This is a genomic window from Psychrobacter sp. BI730 (assembly GCF_013414195.1).
GTDB lineage: Bacteria > Pseudomonadota > Gammaproteobacteria > Pseudomonadales > Moraxellaceae > Psychrobacter.
The window spans coordinates 192141-210852 of the sequence record NZ_JAATTV010000004.1 but is presented as its reverse complement, the minus strand read 5'-3'; the positions used below and the strand labels follow the sequence as shown (position 1 = coordinate 210852).

At 40.7% G+C, this 18712-nt stretch carries 9 protein-coding genes and 1 CRISPR repeat array; all 9 genes read right to left on the bottom strand.

What is annotated here, in order from left to right:
* Positions 1-57: 57 nt before the first annotated feature.
* A complete protein-coding gene (locus HCZ91_RS04435; protein ID WP_179798436.1) occupies positions 58-366 on the bottom strand; it encodes a hypothetical protein in 309 nt (102 codons plus the stop codon).
* 172 nt (positions 367-538) lie between these two features.
* Positions 539-3940 carry a tyrosine-type recombinase/integrase gene (locus HCZ91_RS04430; RefSeq protein ID WP_179798434.1) on the bottom strand — a complete coding sequence of 1134 codons (3402 nt, stop codon included), beginning with the start codon at positions 3938-3940 and terminating at the stop codon, positions 539-541.
* Complete coding sequence (locus tag HCZ91_RS04425) at positions 3864-6347, bottom strand: hypothetical protein (RefSeq protein ID WP_179798432.1); 2484 nt, start codon at positions 6345-6347, stop codon at positions 3864-3866. Before HCZ91_RS04425 ends, HCZ91_RS04430 begins: the two co-directional genes overlap by 77 nt.
* Positions 6344-6853, bottom strand: coding sequence for a hypothetical protein (locus HCZ91_RS04420; RefSeq protein ID WP_179798430.1), 510 nt, complete (start codon positions 6851-6853; stop codon positions 6344-6346). Before HCZ91_RS04420 ends, HCZ91_RS04425 begins: the two co-directional genes overlap by 4 nt.
* Before the next feature lie 468 nt (positions 6854-7321).
* On the bottom strand, positions 7322-8710 hold the full coding sequence (locus HCZ91_RS04415; RefSeq protein ID WP_179798428.1) for a GntP family permease: 1389 nt from the start codon (positions 8708-8710) through the stop codon (positions 7322-7324).
* Positions 8711-9420: 710 nt separating this feature from the next.
* A CRISPR array of direct repeats spans positions 9421-14494; the repeat unit is 28 nt; unit sequence TTTCTAAGTCACCTATGCGGTGAGGAAG.
* Positions 14495-14672: 178 nt separating this feature from the next.
* On the bottom strand, positions 14673-15278 hold the full coding sequence (gene cas6f / locus HCZ91_RS04410; protein WP_257019966.1) for a type I-F CRISPR-associated endoribonuclease Cas6/Csy4: 606 nt from the start codon (positions 15276-15278) through the stop codon (positions 14673-14675).
* Positions 15279-15281: 3 nt separating this feature from the next.
* Positions 15282-16292, bottom strand: coding sequence for a type I-F CRISPR-associated protein Csy3 (gene csy3 / locus HCZ91_RS04405; RefSeq protein ID WP_179798426.1), 1011 nt, complete (start codon positions 16290-16292; stop codon positions 15282-15284).
* A gap of 67 nt (positions 16293-16359) precedes the next feature.
* Positions 16360-17331 carry a type I-F CRISPR-associated protein Csy2 gene (gene csy2, locus HCZ91_RS04400; protein ID WP_179798424.1) on the bottom strand — a complete coding sequence of 324 codons (972 nt, stop codon included), beginning with the start codon at positions 17329-17331 and terminating at the stop codon, positions 16360-16362.
* Complete coding sequence (gene csy1, locus HCZ91_RS04395; protein WP_179798422.1) at positions 17328-18701, bottom strand: type I-F CRISPR-associated protein Csy1; 1374 nt, start codon at positions 18699-18701, stop codon at positions 17328-17330. The genes csy2 and csy1 overlap by 4 nt, the downstream gene beginning before the upstream one ends.
* Between the last annotated feature and the right edge of the window lie 11 nt (positions 18702-18712).

Below are 18712 nucleotides of genomic sequence, written 5' to 3'. Positions count from 1 at the left end.
TATAGTGTGTCGCAACAAAGGTATAATTCTATGAATATCTAGCATTGCTCAGCCTCTTCACTCAAGAAGACGACACTCTTCACTCAATGGTGGCCAAGTAAATTCTTCATTATCACAATTCATTAAAATGGCATCGTTAGTAATCCCATCTATTGTACCCCTTAGCTCTTGTAGGCGTATTCTCAAAGAAGTAAGACTGCAGTGAGCATTTTGGTAGCTCTCTGATTCTAGACTAGATAAAGTTTGCTCGACATACTGATTGATGCCATCAATCATTTCGTTGGCATCTTTTTGCCATTCAAAGCTGTAGTCAGCATCAAGAGAATCCAGATCATCAATTTTTTTTAGATTGATTAAAGTATCCATAAGTCTGCGTAGGTTATTAAAATCTAGGCTCGATATAGAGGTTTGTGATTTACTGTTGTGCACCAAGGAAGCTCCTACGAATGTTATTGACTAATAAAAATAATATTTTTTGTGGTATCGCCATCAGGCAAATCTATAAGTCATTATGACAAAGGACGCTAGTACAAGAAGCTTAATTCGCAATAGATAATGTTTCATCTGTAATCAGCATCATATGCACAAAAAACCGTAGTAGTGGTGAGTATTGCCACTTGTTAGTCCGTTCCCTATGGTCTTGACTAGCAATACCGATATGGAGAGCATTTTTCGAATCATTAGATTGCTGCTTAATATCTCGATAGTCAGTAGATGACATAGTTTTCATCAATAAATCTTCGTTGCTACTCACTAGCCAACGCTTCAAAGGTAGCAGTTTCTCAGCAATACCAATGAACCGCTGCAACTCCTTCTCATCCTCTGTTCTAAATGGTAGGTATGCTCTGCTAACAGATAGTTTTTCACGACATATCTCAATAAACCAAGTCCAATCAGTCTCTGATTTTTCTCGTAGACGGTAAGCATTACTTAACAAAAGCGATAGCAATCTTAAGTCACTTTGGTATTGAATGTTCAGTGGACTCAGTACAGGGGTATTTGAATCTGATAGCTTAACAAAGCGAGGTTTGCCGCGTTTGGTAGTGATGTCGATAATCTCGCTGGCACGTTCTATTAGAACCTTTGCATCGTGAATAGAAATATTTGCTAACTGGGCTGCCTTACTTAATGGCATCTCTTTATCATAAGTCTGTAACAGCAGCTGTACTCGGTTTAGACCATAACGACCAAACAATTCATCAGCGGCTGGCGTATTGGTATTCAAGAGAAGTTGCTTATCACAGCTTTCGACCGTAAACTTCGGTGACTTGCGTTTGCCTTCTATAATATTTTTAAATAAGAGTGTACGAATACTAGGTATGCTGACGCTACTATTACGAACAGTCGCATTATTCTCCTTAAGCTTTTTGTTCGTAAAACCTGTTACGTTATACAGCGTCCGCTCTGGCAATGTTATATCTGCTTTACTAAGCGTATAGGTCGCCATCAGTGTGGCAAAATGGTTGTAATACTCAAAGCTCCGCTCAGGCGATAAGTGGCCCATAATACCTGAGAGAGCATACCAGCGATCTTGTGCATTGATATGCTCTCCGAGTATGCCTTGTTTGATGCGGAGTACGTCGCTTTCGTCATAATCGGTAAGGGCTTCTACGAGATCTGAATGGCCTACTAGCACCAGAGATAGGTTACTCACTGCCGTATGCCTAAACCCATGAAAAGTATGGTCTGTAACATTATCATCTACCGATATGTCTTTTAAGGTTCGTTTGAGTAACTTTAACGGAACATGGTCATCAATAGGGCGTTGCTCTGATGATAAGGTAAAGATAAATTTGCTTGAATTGCCGCCGATATTACTTTGCACAAAGTTAATAAAAAAACTCAGTTCATTAGGCTTTAATAGGGCAAATAAGGGAACGCGGCGAATACTACTTTGAGTCTTAGTTGGACGATAGCTATTGGGCCTGATCACCACTGAGGGTGTGGCTGCCTTTAGACCTTCGATGTCATTATACTTAAGTCCTAACAGCTCTTTTTTGCGCATCCCAGTACGATAGACTAAGATAAATAAAAGCGCGAACATCTCCCGCTCCAATATATCTACAGAACCCAGTATCTGCGTAATAATGGCTTGGTACGCTTGCGGTGATATCAGCTCCGCACGTACACGCCGACCATTTTTGGAATGTTGGAAGTTCACGGAGGGTAGGTTGTATTTGGCCTTAGCGAAATTGTGCATACTCTTCAATAAATTGGCAGAATATACAATGTCAGTATTATTACGTACGACAGCTTTGTACTCTAAAATATCTTCATAGAGCTCTTCAAAATCTTCCTCTGACCAAATATCAAGCGGCTGCGCTGTTGTGAAATATAACCATTCATAGCCTATAGCTCTAAGATATTTCAAAATAGTTACGTTGTTCGGTGGTCCTTTTCGGCTTAGCAAACTGAGTACCCAATCTAATAAAATCTTTTCACTTAAGTCATCGTATTGCTTATAACGTTTTTGTACTCTTTCGATAAGGGTAGGCGGCTTTTTACTGGTTTTTTGCTGTGTCTGTTTTTCATCCATTTTGAAGTCTTTAGTCAGATTTACAATCAAATCAGACTTTCTAACCTCTATCTTTTTGGTGGAAATGTTAGTTTTTTCTTTTTGATTAGTAGAGTTTTTGCTGATAGACAGCGTTAAAATATGTTCTAGATCATAAGGTTCATTTGTATGCTGATATTTCTGATTCAAAAACCGATAAAAGTCCTGCGTACTCAGTCCTGCAGTGTTATGCATACCTCGCAGTACCCCAACTGAGGCATGATCAATATCAGCGTCATCGAGACCCTCCCAGTAATAACTGGCGTAACGTAAAAACCTTAGAAAGGGAAGCAAGTCAATATTTAAAGGCTTGATCAAATCAGACAAAACCATGGTCAAGTATTGTTTGATCTTATCTTCTGACAGCTTGGCAATGATATGTGTGGTCTCTGCTGGACTGCTGCTTTTATGGTAATTCATCAACCAACACTGACTGACCATATCTACAACGATTTGCTTGGTGTTATAAAGCTTGTCACTACCTTCTTCGCGCTCGTTACCAAAGCGCTTTTGCACAAAGCGCGGCGAGACCATTATCCTTTCTTTGATAAATGGCTGATACTCTTTGGCGAGCAATGAGGTAAGCCACCATTGTAGCATTTGCACCTCATTGATACCGCCATATACAATTCCTGAGAATATCAGCCAGCCAATAATCTGATCTTGGCTATAATCGGCTGTTTGCTCCCAATTATGCTCTACTGCGCGAACAATTTTGACTAGCACCTTACCGTTTTTAACCCAGCTTTTATCAGTAATTAATGGGTTAAACTTTATAGGCTGTGGCGCGATTATCTTAGGATAGTGATGCTCAGCAAGCATATAGTGCTTATTTTGATAATCGATAAACTGACTAACGGTTTGCCATGCTTGTTTTAGTGTTTTGGTAGTTTTATAAGCTTGAGAAATTTTATTCTGAACAATCTCTTGAAACTTATCGAACCCTTCGCCCGATAAAGGCTTTAGCTTATTATTAAAATCACGCTGAAACTGACCTAGCATCTGGCTTTCTGGTAACCATAACTCATCAGCAAAACTTACAGGGTTCGGTATAGCTAAAAAGGTGCGACTATCTGGCCAAAGTACTTGTTCGTAGTGCCCGTAATATTTATTAAAAGATTGGACGAACCTAATGTTGCCAGGATGTATTTCAAGTAAGAGTTCCCACTGGGTCTGTAGATTTACTAATAGCTGTAATTCACGTTTTCTTGCAGGGTTACTATCGTTAAGTAGCGAAGGATATGGTACATAGCGCTTTTTTCTACCATCAAATTTTGCTAAGCCATCAATAATTTTTGGCAGCTGTATTTCATTTATTAGCATGGTCAACCTCTGCAGTGCTTGTGCCAACATGATTTGAATTAGGGTAATAATTGATTGTGACATCTGATAACCCAAGCTGTGCTGCGATTTTTTCAAACACGGACGCTACACGCTTAATATCTGCCTTACTACTTGATGAGAAACGTCCCAATATTTCTTGACGAGCTTTTTCATGACCAATAATGGTGTTGATGAGTGGAAGCTGAACGCCACGTTTCTCAAGCTGAGTACGTACAAAATGACGTGTCCAATAAGGGTTGGCGTCAATGATGTGCTTAGTCATATGATAAGCATCGCCACGCTTAATGTCTTTAAGAGTAGGGGAGTTAGCACTAGGAGCTCGCTCATATAACAGCTTTAATAGTGCTTCATCATTACCCAAACGGATATTGTCAATAATAGCGCTGATGTCATGATGACCTTGGTGCTTTGCCTGATAATTAATCAAATACGCTCTATAGTCTGTTAGATGGCGTATAAGTGTGGGGCATAGCGGAATGAGACGATCACTTTTGACCTTCTTGACAGGCTTGTCATTGATGAGCAGCCAACCCATATCAAGATCGATATCGTACATCTTGCCAAGACCGTTATTTGGTCGCACGCCCGTTAAAAGGCAAAAGACAAACCATACAAAAATACTGGTTCTATTAAAGTGCTCCTCATCGTTTGAACTTTGATCAGTCCAGTACTTCATCTCATTTACGATGTCGCAAACGGTTTCAATCGTTAGCGCAAACGCTGAGCCTACCTTATATTTATGCCAAGGGGTGATATAAGTTAAGTCAAAATCACTGTTGCTATTAAATATGCCCAGTACTGATTTATAGTGTGTCATAAGTGCTTCGCTGGTGTGGCTACTATAGTACATTGCAGGAGCATGGGACGCAGGCGTGCGACAGATGATATCGGCGATATGTGCATGACAATTAGGTGTATAACGAGAGAGCATGACATGTAGTGCGGTCTCTATACGATTGACGGACAGGTACGGCAATCCAAGGTTTCTACGCAAGTCGGCAAGATAGGCCGTAAAGTCTTCTTTTGATGGCAACTCGCTAGCAAGTAAATCATATACAAGCCACAATGGCAGTGGAACTTTGATGGTATCCAAAGTATTTTCATAACCCTTTTCGGGCAATGTTTGGCTTGTGGACCTTTTAGTAATACCTAAGCTATGTTTAATGTAATACTTTTTGCCTTCAAGATTGAAAATTCTAGGATGACCGATATAGCCGGGTATTAGTAAGGACTTAACTGGCAGCCCGGTAATCATAGATAACAGTAAAATACCCGCACACGTTTTATCAATCTCTGATTCTGGTAAGGTGCTTGCATCTTGGTTGAGCGCAGCAAATAACGCTTGGTATCCGGCAAGGGAGAGTAAGCGCGTGTTAGAGTTAAGCGCTAGATTGCGCTGAGACATGTAGTTTTGCTGTAGCGATAAATCTATAGTTTGGAGCGGTATAGAGTTTTTGATCAACGGGTTTGGATATTCGCCATAGCTGACATAGGGTGCTTCATAGTGGTCAATACGCTCTTCAAAACTAGTGGTTAACCCTTCATAGCTTTCAGTATTAGCGTCTAAAAATGCAAGATCTATGGCGATAGCGCTGTGTTCTATATCATCACGTGTGTTAACCCATGCATCATTGCTAGGCGTGGTATTCCAGTTGTGGCTCGTTGCAGTAGAGTCTAAGGGCAATCTCGATGTGTTATCTGCTAAGTTGATAGCTGTAATTTTAATATGTTTAGGTGGCTTCTTACGTTTGGGTCTACGCTTACGTAGTGTCTTCTTACGATCGGGTTTAGGCTTGCGTAACGTATGCGCATTTTGATAGGCAGTCGTTATTTTTTCTATTTGGCTCAGTTTGGCTTTTTCATCAGATTCATCTTTTTTTACTTTCTCACTTTTTTTCTGCTTTAATAGATCATTGAGGGTGTTAGATATGTACTCTACACTTATGGTCATCTGAGGTAAATCGGGTAGTTCACGCCAAATCCACGTTCGTCTTACAGAGCTTGAAAACTGAGCCTGTTTAAACTGCATTAATATATTATCAGTGTCAGTTTTTCTATTGTGAAAGATAAGTAGAGCTGCTGTGTGCATCGCTATGGATAACCAAACTAGTTGTTGCACTGCTTGACCTAACTGCCGTTTAATGACGATATCTTGCATTAGGATAAGCAGTTGCATCATCAATGGTTTTTGTGCCAAATCTTTACGATTGATTTGCATATACTGATCGTCAACTGGCCTTTTTTGTAGTGTTTGTATGACAGTTTCTGATAAATACTCAATCGCATCGTCATCTCGTTCATAACTACCATCTACTGTAGCAATAATGGTAGAGATAGCCTTTAAGACAGATTCTGGGTAAACAAGTGCTTTATTATTCTTTATATGAGCAATGGTCTGTGCCGACAGCAAGTGTTCTTCATTGGGAGAGGTATCATCATTCTCAGTCATAAAACAGCCTCAGAAGGTCGCTTGTAATAAGTTTGCTCACTTATGTTTATAAGCCGACAAAATGTAGTAATAGCAAAAATATTTTTGCCAAATAATTTTTGGTTTATCTCTTGATCCAAGCTCTCGTTTAGCTGCGTGTAAATGAGCTTGATATTTATTTTTTTGTTGTATTTTGCGATGAGATCAATAAGCTCGTAAAAACTGATGTCAAAATTAGACTGTTTCTTTGATATATATTTCACGGCTACTTCTTCTCTTAATAGATCAAAATCAATATAAGGGCTTTTTGCCATATGAAATAGCTCAAAGTTATTGAGCAAGAACCACTTTTCCTCCTCTTTTATAAAGCAGGTAAGTTTTAAGCAAGCATTACTTTGCTCAAGTTCGATAGCCTGGCTATTTAGAAGTGGTCTGATATGGCAGGTATAAATATCAAACAGACTAATGATTTCTGAATATACAAGCACATTGAGTGTTTGTAGCTTAGCAATCGATAGTGATTTCATGTCTTTCCCACTAAGATATCGAGTTGATGACTTGGTCGTTATATCCTGTGTATTGACCTCCACTAATAATTTACGAGTATTAGCAAACAATTGAAAGCCAATTTATGAGGTTTTAAGTCAAACACTTGAATTAAGCGACAGCAAATGACGTCTTGCTACGCTTTTAAGCTTTCATAGACAAAATTGATGACAATCCTATTTATAGACTGAAAGTCTTAATGTTAAGAATTTAGAAGGTGTTTATGATGAAATAAGAAAGCTAGGAGGTTTTACTAAACTGGTAAGAAAAGTGTGTTATATGGCTTTGAGACACCATGTGGCTTTGATTTTTGTGATGCTATTTTCCAGCTATCAAGCGATAGTGCGTGCTATTACTTATACTTATTGATAGAGCTTTATCGAAAAGAGCAGTTGTAGCTAAGACGTATGGTAAACGTCCATAGCTACATAGACAGGAAATCGCACTTTCTAAAAAGATCCGAATAGGGTACCGAGTATGATGACTAGAATGAGAGCAATTAAAGGAATGACCACAGCAGTAGCAAATATGTCTTTATAGGACTCTCTATGAGTCAAACCACAAATGGTTAGCATTGTTATTATTGCCCCATTATGTGGTAATGAATCCAAACCACCGGAAGCCAAAGAAGCAATACGATGCATTAATTCGGGGTCAATATTATATTGTTCTGCCAATTGCATATAGCTTGCGCCCATAATTTCTAACGCTATACCCAAACCACCTGAAGCTGACCCAGTAATACCTGCTAAAACGTTAACCATGATTGCTTCTGATATGAGAGGGTTTCCAGGTGAAATGCCCATGAGAGACTGTTTGATAATCGCGAAACCTGCAAGAGTTGCAATCACAGAACCATAGCCTACTTCTGAAGCTGTATTAAAAATAGGCAGTAAAGACCCGGTAGCACCTTTGTTTAAACTTTCTGCCACACTATCTATTCTTTTGAAACTCGAAGCAATAACAAACACACAAGCTAAAAACAACGATAAAATAATGGCCCAAATGCCAATAACTGAACTTAACGCTACACCACCAAACTTTTCGTCAGCTAAGTAACTGTTGTTCCATAGCGGTATTATAATTTTTGAAAAAACATAGTTGCCTATTATTACAATGAGAATAGGCGATAATGCGAGCCAAAAATTGGGTATGTCGATACCTGAATGAGGCTCTTTTTCATTTAGCGTATGATTTCCATAACCTTCATTATTTGCACTTGCAATGCGCGTTTGGCGATTCATCCACAACATACCTCCGCCTAGCATGATTATCGAGGCAATAATGCCTAAACCGGGAGCTGCAAATGCATCGGTTTCAAAATAAGGCATCGGTATAACATTATGAATGGCAGGTGAACCTGGCAATGCCGTCATGGTTAAGGTTAGGGCACCGATGCAAATGGCTCCAGGTATCAGTCTTTTAGGTATGTTCGTCTGCTTAAATAAGGCGGCAGCAATGGGGTATATTGCGAAAGTAACGACAAAGGCTGATACACCTCCATAAGTCAAGATTGAACAGGCTAAGACGACGGCTAACAAAGCATGTTTGTCACCCAGTTTATCCACGATGTTGCGTGCGATGCTATAGGCATAACCAGAATCTTCCATCAACTTGCCGAAAATCGCACCTAAGATAAATAGTGGGAAATATTTCACAGCAAATCCGCCAAGCCCCTGCATGAATACTTCAGTATAAATACCCATGGTTTGACTACTATCACCACTTAAAACAACAGCTAAAATAGCGAGTAAGGGCGCTAAGACTAATACACTGACACCTCTATAGGCAAAATATATTAAGAGTGATAAAGACAAAAAAATAGCAAAGATGCTCATAGTTTCAATTTCCTTCCATGGAAAAATACGCTGTAAAATTATACTTTGTGAACAAGATAATACTTCTGATAAACAGAATTTAGTCTAGTTATTACGTGATAAAAATTTCTAGGATCTTCTTCGTAGTTGCTATTTAGACGGGAACATGTCGTAGTGAGTAATGAATGGATGAAAATATCTTATGCCATAGCGTAAAGGGTTACTAATATCTAACTATTTCTTAGATAGAGCATTAGGGCTAATGCCTAGCATATTTATAGCGATATATATGACTCGAATTATTCTCGATATTAAAGCGTACTCATACATTAAACACACACTATTAGGGCTTTATAGCTTAAGTTAATACTATTTGATCGGTGCCTGAAGAAGTTTGGTTTATAAGAGTGAACTGATTGAATGGTTGTTCATAATTGCTATCCTTAGCAGGAATGAAATACGATTAATACAACTGTTATAACAATGTGATGTGCAAACACTGAAAGGTTTGCCATTGTTTAAACACAGTTATATATAAAACGATACATTATGTATCGAGTTAAAATCTAACAGAGATATAAACAAATATCAACTACTAGACCTTAGCAGTCATTAAATAGTCTCAGTGGTTTACTATGAAAAATAAGACGGTACTATATTGAAACGATCGTAGAGACAAATTTGATAAATTGATGATGAATGTGCTCTACTTGATTTGCTTGTAATAGGTCACTTTATAAGTCACCTATGCGGTGAGGAAGGGTTGACCTGGCAAAATCACTTCTTGATGGTCTTTCTAAGTCACCTATGCGGTGAGGAAGAACTGAGCGCGTTCTAAGTCCGTCAAATCATCTTTCTAAGTCACCTATGCGGTGAGGAAGCATTCAAATTTTGTTGCGCGTGAGCTGATAGTTTTCTAAGTCACCCATGCGATGAGGAAGCAAAAGCAACTACCAGTAACGGGTTTTATGATTTTCTAAGTCACCTATGCGGTGAGGAAGATTAATGCAAGACGCTGATTTGCACCGTGTTATTTCTAAGTCACCTATGCGGTGAGGAAGTAAACAGCCCAAGGTTTAATGCCCAGCCTGTATTTCTAAGTCACCTATGCGGTGAGGAAGAGTGCTCTGTAAACTGTATCGGCTGTCTTATATTTCTAAGTCACCTATGCGGTGAGGAAGTGAGCGATGATGACTATTCAGTGTGGCGATTATTTCTAAGTCACCTATGCGGTGAGGAAGTGCTAAGTAGAGGTTACTTCTTAAACATCATTTTTCTAAGTCACCTATGCGGTGAGGAAGCACTTCTGAAAGTGTCACCACCTGCACCTGTATTTCTAAGTCACCTATGCGGTGAGGAAGTATTTAGTAGGGTCTTCTGCTACATTCTTACATTTCTAAGTCACCTATGCGGTGAGGAAGTATTTTTACCGTACTCTTTAGTAACCCTACTATTTCTAAGTCACCTATGCGGTGAGGAAGGTGTGGCTGTTGTACTCAGTGTTGAATACAACTTTCTAAGTCACCTATGCGGTGAGGAAGTTTCATGACCGTTCTGCCTTGTGTCTGCCAATTTTCTAAGTCACCTATGCGGTGAGGAAGTTTGGCGTACATGGCAAGGGTAAAGGCATCAATTTCTAAGTCACCTATGCGGTGAGGAAGCCCTCGTGATGTGACACCACGCACAAAGAATATTTCTAAGTCACCTATGCGGTGAGGAAGTGGGCGGTATCGCTATTGAGTCGCGTCGATACTTTCTAAGTCACCTATGCGGTGAGGAAGAAGAAAGAGTTACCGAGTTAGTGTTATGTCTATTTCTAAGTCACCTATGCGGTGAGGAAGAATTACCTCGCTTGTTAAGTAAAGCCCTGTTTTTTCTAAGTCACCTATGCGGTGAGGAAGACCACCTGCGAATAACGCCATAGGGTCAAATGTTTCTAAGTCACCTATGCGGTGAGGAAGTTATGTTTGGCTCAACGTAAACAATTTCGTCATTTCTAAGTCACCTATGCGGTGAGGAAGCTAGTGTGCTGGCGCTAGGACTATCGTATTCATTTCTAAGTCACCTATGCGGTGAGGAAGACCCATGAATACACCGATCAACGCTTTTGCTATTTCTAAGTCACCTATGCGGTGAGGAAGCTAAGGTATTAGAAGCTGTAGGTTTAGCTGTATTTCTAAGTCACCTATGCGGTGAGGAAGCTAACGTCATAGACGGTGCATTTGAATACACATTTCTAAGTCACCTATGCGGTGAGGAAGCAATCTACAGCAGCTAGAGCAGTCTTTGCTATTTTCTAAGTCACCTATGCGGTGAGGAAGATAGACTAGATACTGAATCTTTAGCTATTTTATTTCTAAGTCACCTATGCGGTGAGGAAGCAAGCGATTACTTCGCTCGCGATTACGGTATGTTTCTAAGTCACCTATGCGGTGAGGAAGTTTTAAGCCTTGCGCGATAATGCCGCACTGTTTTTCTAAGTCACCTATGCGGTGAGGAAGTACTAATCCTGAACTAGATCAATGTAGTGGACTTTCTAAGTCACCTATGCGGTGAGGAAGGGTTAGTAAGAACGGAAAGCGGTTTAGGGCTATTTCTAAGTCACCTATGCGGTGAGGAAGCGCTTCATAACCTTGTATCTCTCTGAGTTTAGTTTCTAAGTCACCTATGCGGTGAGGAAGGGGGAAAGGCCAGTGCTATATTTTTTATCAAATTTCTAAGTCACCTATGCGGTGAGGAAGAAAGATGAACTAGGGAAGCCCCCAAAGCGCAAATTTCTAAGTCACCTATGCGGTGAGGAAGCTAAAGTACCTGTAATAGCTAACAGTGGTACGTTTCTAAGTCACCTATGCGGTGAGGAAGATAAGAAATCTAAAGAATGGTTCGATACTTTATTTCTAAGTCACCTATGCGGTGAGGAAGTCATCTTCTGAACTCTTAACATTAGCATTAAATTTCTAAGTCACCTATGCGGTGAGGAAGCTAGGGCAGAACTAGGTTATAAGCCTGTAGAATTTCTAAGTCACCTATGCGGTGAGGAAGGATGCAGATGTGGCTATTCAAGAGCTTTTTGATTTCTAAGTCACCTATGCGGTGAGGAAGTTCGCCACTGCCAAGCATCGAAGTATCGTTCATTTCTAAGTCACCTATGCGGTGAGGAAGTCCTATTTTGAGTTGGGTTGCAGCTGGCAGTTTTTCTAAGTCACCTATGCGGTGAGGAAGTTGCTGAAGACTCCTTCAGGTCGCCCATGTGATTTCTAAGTCACCTATGCGGTGAGGAAGTTTAGCTTCATCAACGCTGTTCAGCGTCTTGTTTTCTAAGTCACCTATGCGGTGAGGAAGGCTTGTGTAGTGCCGTCCCTGCTGCCATAGCATTTCTAAGTCACCTATGCGGTGAGGAAGTCGTTGATACTAGCTATCAATACATCATCTTTTTTCTAAGTCACCTATGCGGTGAGGAAGTACCCAATGTTTATCGAATCACAGCCAGCTATTTTCTAAGTCACCTATGCGGTGAGGAAGATGGTTTTTTGACAAAATACGATTTAGTTAGATTTCTAAGTCACCTATGCGGTGAGGAAGCAAGAGGTGGTGAACGGCGATGATAGTACACATTTCTAAGTCACCTATGCGGTGAGGAAGGCCTCATGTATTTTTCATCATAACCATACTTATTTCTAAGTCACCTATGCGGTGAGGAAGGACTCCGTGGACTAGCACCGCATTGGCAGCAATTTCTAAGTCACCTATGCGGTGAGGAAGTCGCTGTTATCATCATTAACCCATGCACCATATTTCTAAGTCACCTATGCGGTGAGGAAGGGGCACAAATCAGATGACATTGACAAACGTGAGTTTCTAAGTCACCTATGCGGTGAGGAAGGACTTGATAAGCGCACAGGGCGAGCAGTCAGATTTCTAAGTCACCTATGCGGTGAGGAAGACAATATTCATAGCCTTTCTTGACGCTCTGTTTTTCTAAGTCACCTATGCGGTGAGGAAGCGTAGACCGTAGGTTCGTACTGCGCTTTGTGCGTTTCTAAGTCACCTATGCGGTGAGGAAGTAAAGGGCGATACCGGCTTAAAGGGTGACAAATTTCTAAGTCACCTATGCGGTGAGGAAGTGCAACATTGGTGATTCAAGTAACGGTTCATCTTTCTAAGTCACCTATGCGGTGAGGAAGCGTAGACCGTAGGTTCGTACTGCGCTTTGTGCGTTTCTAAGTCACCTATGCGGTGAGGAAGTAAAGGGCGATACCGGCTTAAAGGGTGACAAATTTCTAAGTCACCTATGCGGTGAGGAAGTGCAACATTGGTGATTCAAGTAACGGTTCATCTTTCTAAGTCACCTATGCGGTGAGGAAGACCGGTGCGTTATAGACGATAATATCTTTGTCTTTCTAAGTCACCTATGCGGTGAGGAAGATCATTTTATAATTCCTCATCAATATACACATTTTCTAAGTCACCTATGCGGTGAGGAAGCAAAAAACCATACGGGGTTTGCTGTTGCTGTCTTTCTAAGTCACCTATGCGGTGAGGAAGGCTAACGAAATCACAGGGCTTGATGAAGTGCATTTCTAAGTCACCTATGCGGTGAGGAAGGTATGGCAAGTCAGCACCTCGGTATTGCCAACTTTCTAAGTCACCTATGCGGTGAGGAAGTGGATGGAGTTTTAAGGTTTGATATTGTCAAATTTCTAAGTCACCTATGCGGTGAGGAAGATTGCTATTAGATGCGAGTATTTAGACGACACTTTCTAAGTCACCTATGCGGTGAGGAAGATTAACAAGATGGTTTATCGCTTCTTTTATTTTTTCTAAGTCACCTATGCGGTGAGGAAGGCTCACGATACGAGCTATCTATTTATTAATGATTTCTAAGTCACCTATGCGGTGAGGAAGAGATTGATACAGGTATGCGCGTCATTTGGAAATTTCTAAGTCACCTATGCGGTGAGGAAGTTATGGTAGTCACGGTAACTGATGCAGCGCAATTTCTAAGTCACCTATGCGGTGAGGAAGAAGCGTTAAGGCAGGTGCGGCGAGCTACAAAATTTCTAAGTCACCTATGCGGTGAGGAAGAAGAACAGCAGTTGCTCAACGGTGATAATACATTTCTAAGTCACCTATGCGGTGAGGAAGTTCAACTGTTGCAAAGCCAGTGGCTGGTTCAGTTTCTAAGTCACCTATGCGGTGAGGAAGATGACTAACTTACGACGACTGCGGATTGACCATTTCTAAGTCACCTATGCGGTGAGGAAGCTATCAAACACCCAGCCGACTTCTTAGCACTATTTCTAAGTCACCTATGCGGTGAGGAAGGTCCATTTACATATGCTGATATATTTTCTTCATTTCTAAGTCACCTATGCGGTGAGGAAGGGCTATGAGCAGACGAACGTAGATTACTATAATTTCTAAGTCACCTATGCGGTGAGGAAGAGTCAGGCTTAACATACGGCTGCATCTTGTGATTTCTAAGTCACCTATGCGGTGAGGAAGTAGAAGTCACAGACTACGAGCCAAAGATTGAATTTCTAAGTCACCTATGCGGTGAGGAAGCATTGAACCAACACTGATACCACTTCATTGTTTTTCTAAGTCACCTATGCGGTGAGGAAGATGTCACAGCATGGCTCTGAGGCCTTATTTATTTTCTAAGTCACCTATGCGGTGAGGAAGGCATGGCTGTGATATCAATTGTTTGCATGGTATTTCTAAGTCACCTATGCGGTGAGGAAGGCGCTGATTGATATGCAACTAGCTCACAAGGTTTTCTAAGTCACCTATGCGGTGAGGAAGAGGAATTATACCTCAAAAAACTCAGTTACAATAAGGCGTGGAGAGTGAAATACCCTATCTTACCCTCCGTTTTTCGACCTAGTGTAACTGATTGATTTCATTATAAGTTTTTAAATAGCTCAAAAAAAGGGTTTTTTGTCCCAATTTTTGGGTAATTCGTCATTACCTTATAAGTAGCTTACCAATGGGGCACAGTAACCTTAGCTACCGCATTGTTAATGCCATAGCTGTTAAACGACCCTTGAGTTTCGTTATCTGCCATTTCTTGAATGATAGATAATGCGTAGGGTTGATTGTTGCTGATGCTCCTTAAGTTGATATACGGATAGGGCTTATTATCCTGCTTGTGTTTGGCGCAGTGTATCAGTGCCGCCTCCAGCGTAATGCCTTTGTGCTCAGCGAATGCTTCAGCTTGCTTAAGCACGTTTTTATGGCGGTAGCGTCTGATCATAACGTGACCTTTGGCTTTGTCACCAACCTCATTGATGCGCTTCACATGCACATAGTCCGTCAATCGCTCTAGCCATTTATTGAGATCTAAAGTCTCTAAATCCTCTTTACTGGGAGCAAAGACTCGAAGTTTTAGACCAAGCTTGGATGATTTACCCTTTTCGTCATAATGATAGTCAGGAAAGCTGACACCGACGGAGTCGATGCTGTGATCATTTTTCATCTCCGCTAATGCAATATGAAATTGGGTAAATAGTTTGCTCCAAATGAAGTGAGGGGCAATCTCAGGGTCAGGGATGATGGTGATTTCTTGGAAATGGGTCATCTGACTCATAAGTTACTCCTTGCCGCTGGCACCGAATACGCCGCCACGGATAAGTACGCCCATGACATAATGCTGCTGGTTTACGTCTGGCGATTCACCTTTTAATACCCAGTTATCAAACAGGCTGTAGAAGTCCATTTTATCTTTAGGTTGGCGAAACGCTGTACCCAAAGTCGTGACCGCACCATAAGGTTCGATAGCGATAGGGAACTCGGCTTCAGGATACCAGTCATCGATAGTGCGAATGGCATTGCTGACTTTTTGAGAGTGCATGCCTGCTTTGCCATTGATCTCATACAAGATTTTACTTTTGCTCTTGCCCGTATCGAGTACCAGTTCTTGCGAAGGATAAACTTCTTGACCATAACCCATTATGGCAGCGGCTTTGACGTATAAAATGATAAAAGTGTCGCCATTTAAGCCCTTTTCAATCAGCTTAGCCAATTCATTGATTTTGCTATCCTCTGTATGGAAGTCTTTTAGTGAAATGGACTTTGCATCAAATTCGAAGTCGTGTTCAGTGCCATCAATATCACATTTAACATTAACCTTAATGCTTTCAGCGCCTACACGATTGCGCCACAACCAGCGGGCATTGGCAATATTACTAGCGTAGCGATGAGCCAACTCATTAACGCCTTGGTTATCCAAATAATCCTGTACCGTTGAGACTAAGACCTGTTGATAATCTTGGTCGTTACAGACGCTTGGTTTACCGGTGAACGGCAACACCTTACAGCTCCACGTTACAATCAGAGTATCATTGGTTTCATCTAATGAGGCTGAATCTACCGTTTGTAGATTGGCTTTTTGAATCTCGGCATCGAGCTTGGCAGGGTCTTTAGCAATGGCGCTTTTTTGACGGTTGCTAATCGTACCTCTGACAGATTTTTCGTTAATGGTTACAGGACTAATTTTAGCGTTAGCAGTTTGGCTGTCTGTTTGTGCAAAGAAACCATCTGAGATATCAAGGTTACGCTCAAAGGCTAGGACGGATGCAGTTTTTAGGGCTGTTTTTGACATATTATTCTCCATGATTGTAAGAAATTAAAAGTTAATTGAACGGGTTATTGATTAGAACAAAGTAAAATTAAAACTCTCGATTTTGAGTGACTAAATAAAGTGATTCATCAGCATCATAAAGGTAATGCCAAAACGCATTAGCAATATCATTATCACCGCCGACACTATTTAGACGCTGCGGATAAACCCACCTACCAAGGCTATATATAGCTTCAACATATTGACTAGGATATTCAGGATTGCGCACGTTTTGCATCATGCCAGCGTCATATAAATCAGAGATACCTTGATAACCTATCGGCATAGGGACTAGCCAGCCATGTCCGCTTTTACGTGAGGTAGTTAGCCACTTTGTATCGCCGTTTTTTTGGGTTTCAGGAATATGATGTAGTGTACAAACATCTATCAAAGCGTCTAGTGGCGTCGCGTCTGGGTTGTCTGCTTGCACCTTATCGATAATCTCGGCAAAGTCGTCCTGCGCGTCCATTAGTACAAAAGCCGGCAGTAATTGCGCAGTAATAGAGCTGACGTCATCTTTATCAAAGAATTGCACGGGCTCAAACCTTGCCAAGCCTCTTACGCTACCACCAGCCATACGCTGCTGCTGTAGCCACTGCTTGGTTTTTTGCATGGCATAATCTTGCTGCTCATTAGTTAAGGTATCTGTACCTAATATCTCGACTACAAAGGTCATCACCAATCGGCATTTGCCTTCTTCAATTATAGAGGCGGTTTTGCCATCTTTTTTGATGGGATTGCGCGTTTGGTTAAAAGTGTAGTTGTTATAACTATTAGGACGATACATTTGTGGTTGGCAGTCGTGACAGGCAAGCAGTACACCGCCTAAACAGACATCAGAGAGCAGCTCATCATCTACCATTTTTCGTGACATCGCATGAAAGCTACCCAAAAACCCAGTGATAGCGGGGAAGCCATAAGTCAGCGGACTTGAGATAGTATTCGCTCCTTCAATGACGACCTTTTTAAACATCAAATAGCCAACCACACCAATACTATTGTCATCATCTATGCGGCTCATAAAAATACTCCTTTGCCTGCGCGCTCGTAGCGTTTTTTCATATCCTCAATCTCACGCTCCCATTCCAAATGCTCAGCATCACCAAAATCGCTGGCTATTTGCTTAAATTCAGCTTGCATTAAGGTATTGAGCCAACGCGCAAAACGATGAATAATTTGACTATGCCAAGCGTCATCTTCTTCACGTTCTGCTTTGAACTCAGCTTGACCATCAAGGTCGGCGCGTTTGGGATCGAGCCAAAGCTTCTCAATGTGGTCAAGCTCATAGTCTGTTGACCAGCCAGCATGTAGGGTATTGCGTATATCTTCTGCTGCGGCAAATATCTGATATAACACTTCATCGATAGCTCGTTTGCGCGCGTCTCTGACATCGACAATATTGCGCGTATCATTAATGGACTTAAAAATATTTTGGATGGCTTCGCGGGCATTATATTCCATGCCAGTGCTAAAGATACTATTGGCAAATTTAGACAACTTAAAAGCGCGGTCTTGTTTAATGATGGGAGGCAGAGAGGGGAGGAGGTAGTGAAAACCGCCTTGAACGTTATTTAATCTACTTACATTCTGTGCATTTTCTCCCCCTAATTTAATCACTGCTAAATTAAGAATATCTCTATAAGCTACGATTTTTCCCTTTTCATCCTTACTACTAAATCTAACTTTCCTTGCTTCTTTCGAAGCATTGGAATACTTTATTTCATTTATATTTTGATGCGTATAATGCGTTAAGGATGACGGGAACAAAGGAATGACACAATGATATAAGTTGTTTTCTATTGGAAATAAGGTTTGTTTATTTCTACCGTCTGTTATTGGTCGCTCAACTTTGAAGTTAAGCAAATTTACTAGGTAGTTAAAAAACTCCATGGTTAGTTTTTGTTCGAAAAAAACTTGTATATTAGGGTTTTTATCTTTAATTAATGAATAAAAACGTCCATCTAAAATTTCTATATTTAGAAAATTTATTATGATTTTGAGGTGTCCAGCATGACTACCTGTATTATTACTATTGGCATCTAGTTTAGGATTTGGTACACAATAAGAATTAACAAACCTAGAAGAAGTTGTAGCAGATTCTTCTAGTAGTAAGTTATCGCTTCTAACTGCTGAATGTATTCCCTTAGAGATATGTGTAGCCAGACTCAAGTCATGGTTTTGCATAAACTCTAGAGAGTCTTGTAATGATAGTAACCATAAGCGGTACTCAAAGTCTGGTTTGAGCTTAGCTCTTTTATTATCAATAGATTTTTGAGTGGGTATTTTATCTTTAAACGCTTTCATCGTTTCCAATTCGAGCTCATATTCAAGATATTTAACTATCGAGTTATGAATTTCTTCTTGGGTTGCCTCTGGGGGTATATCGTTCAAGATTAGCTCCT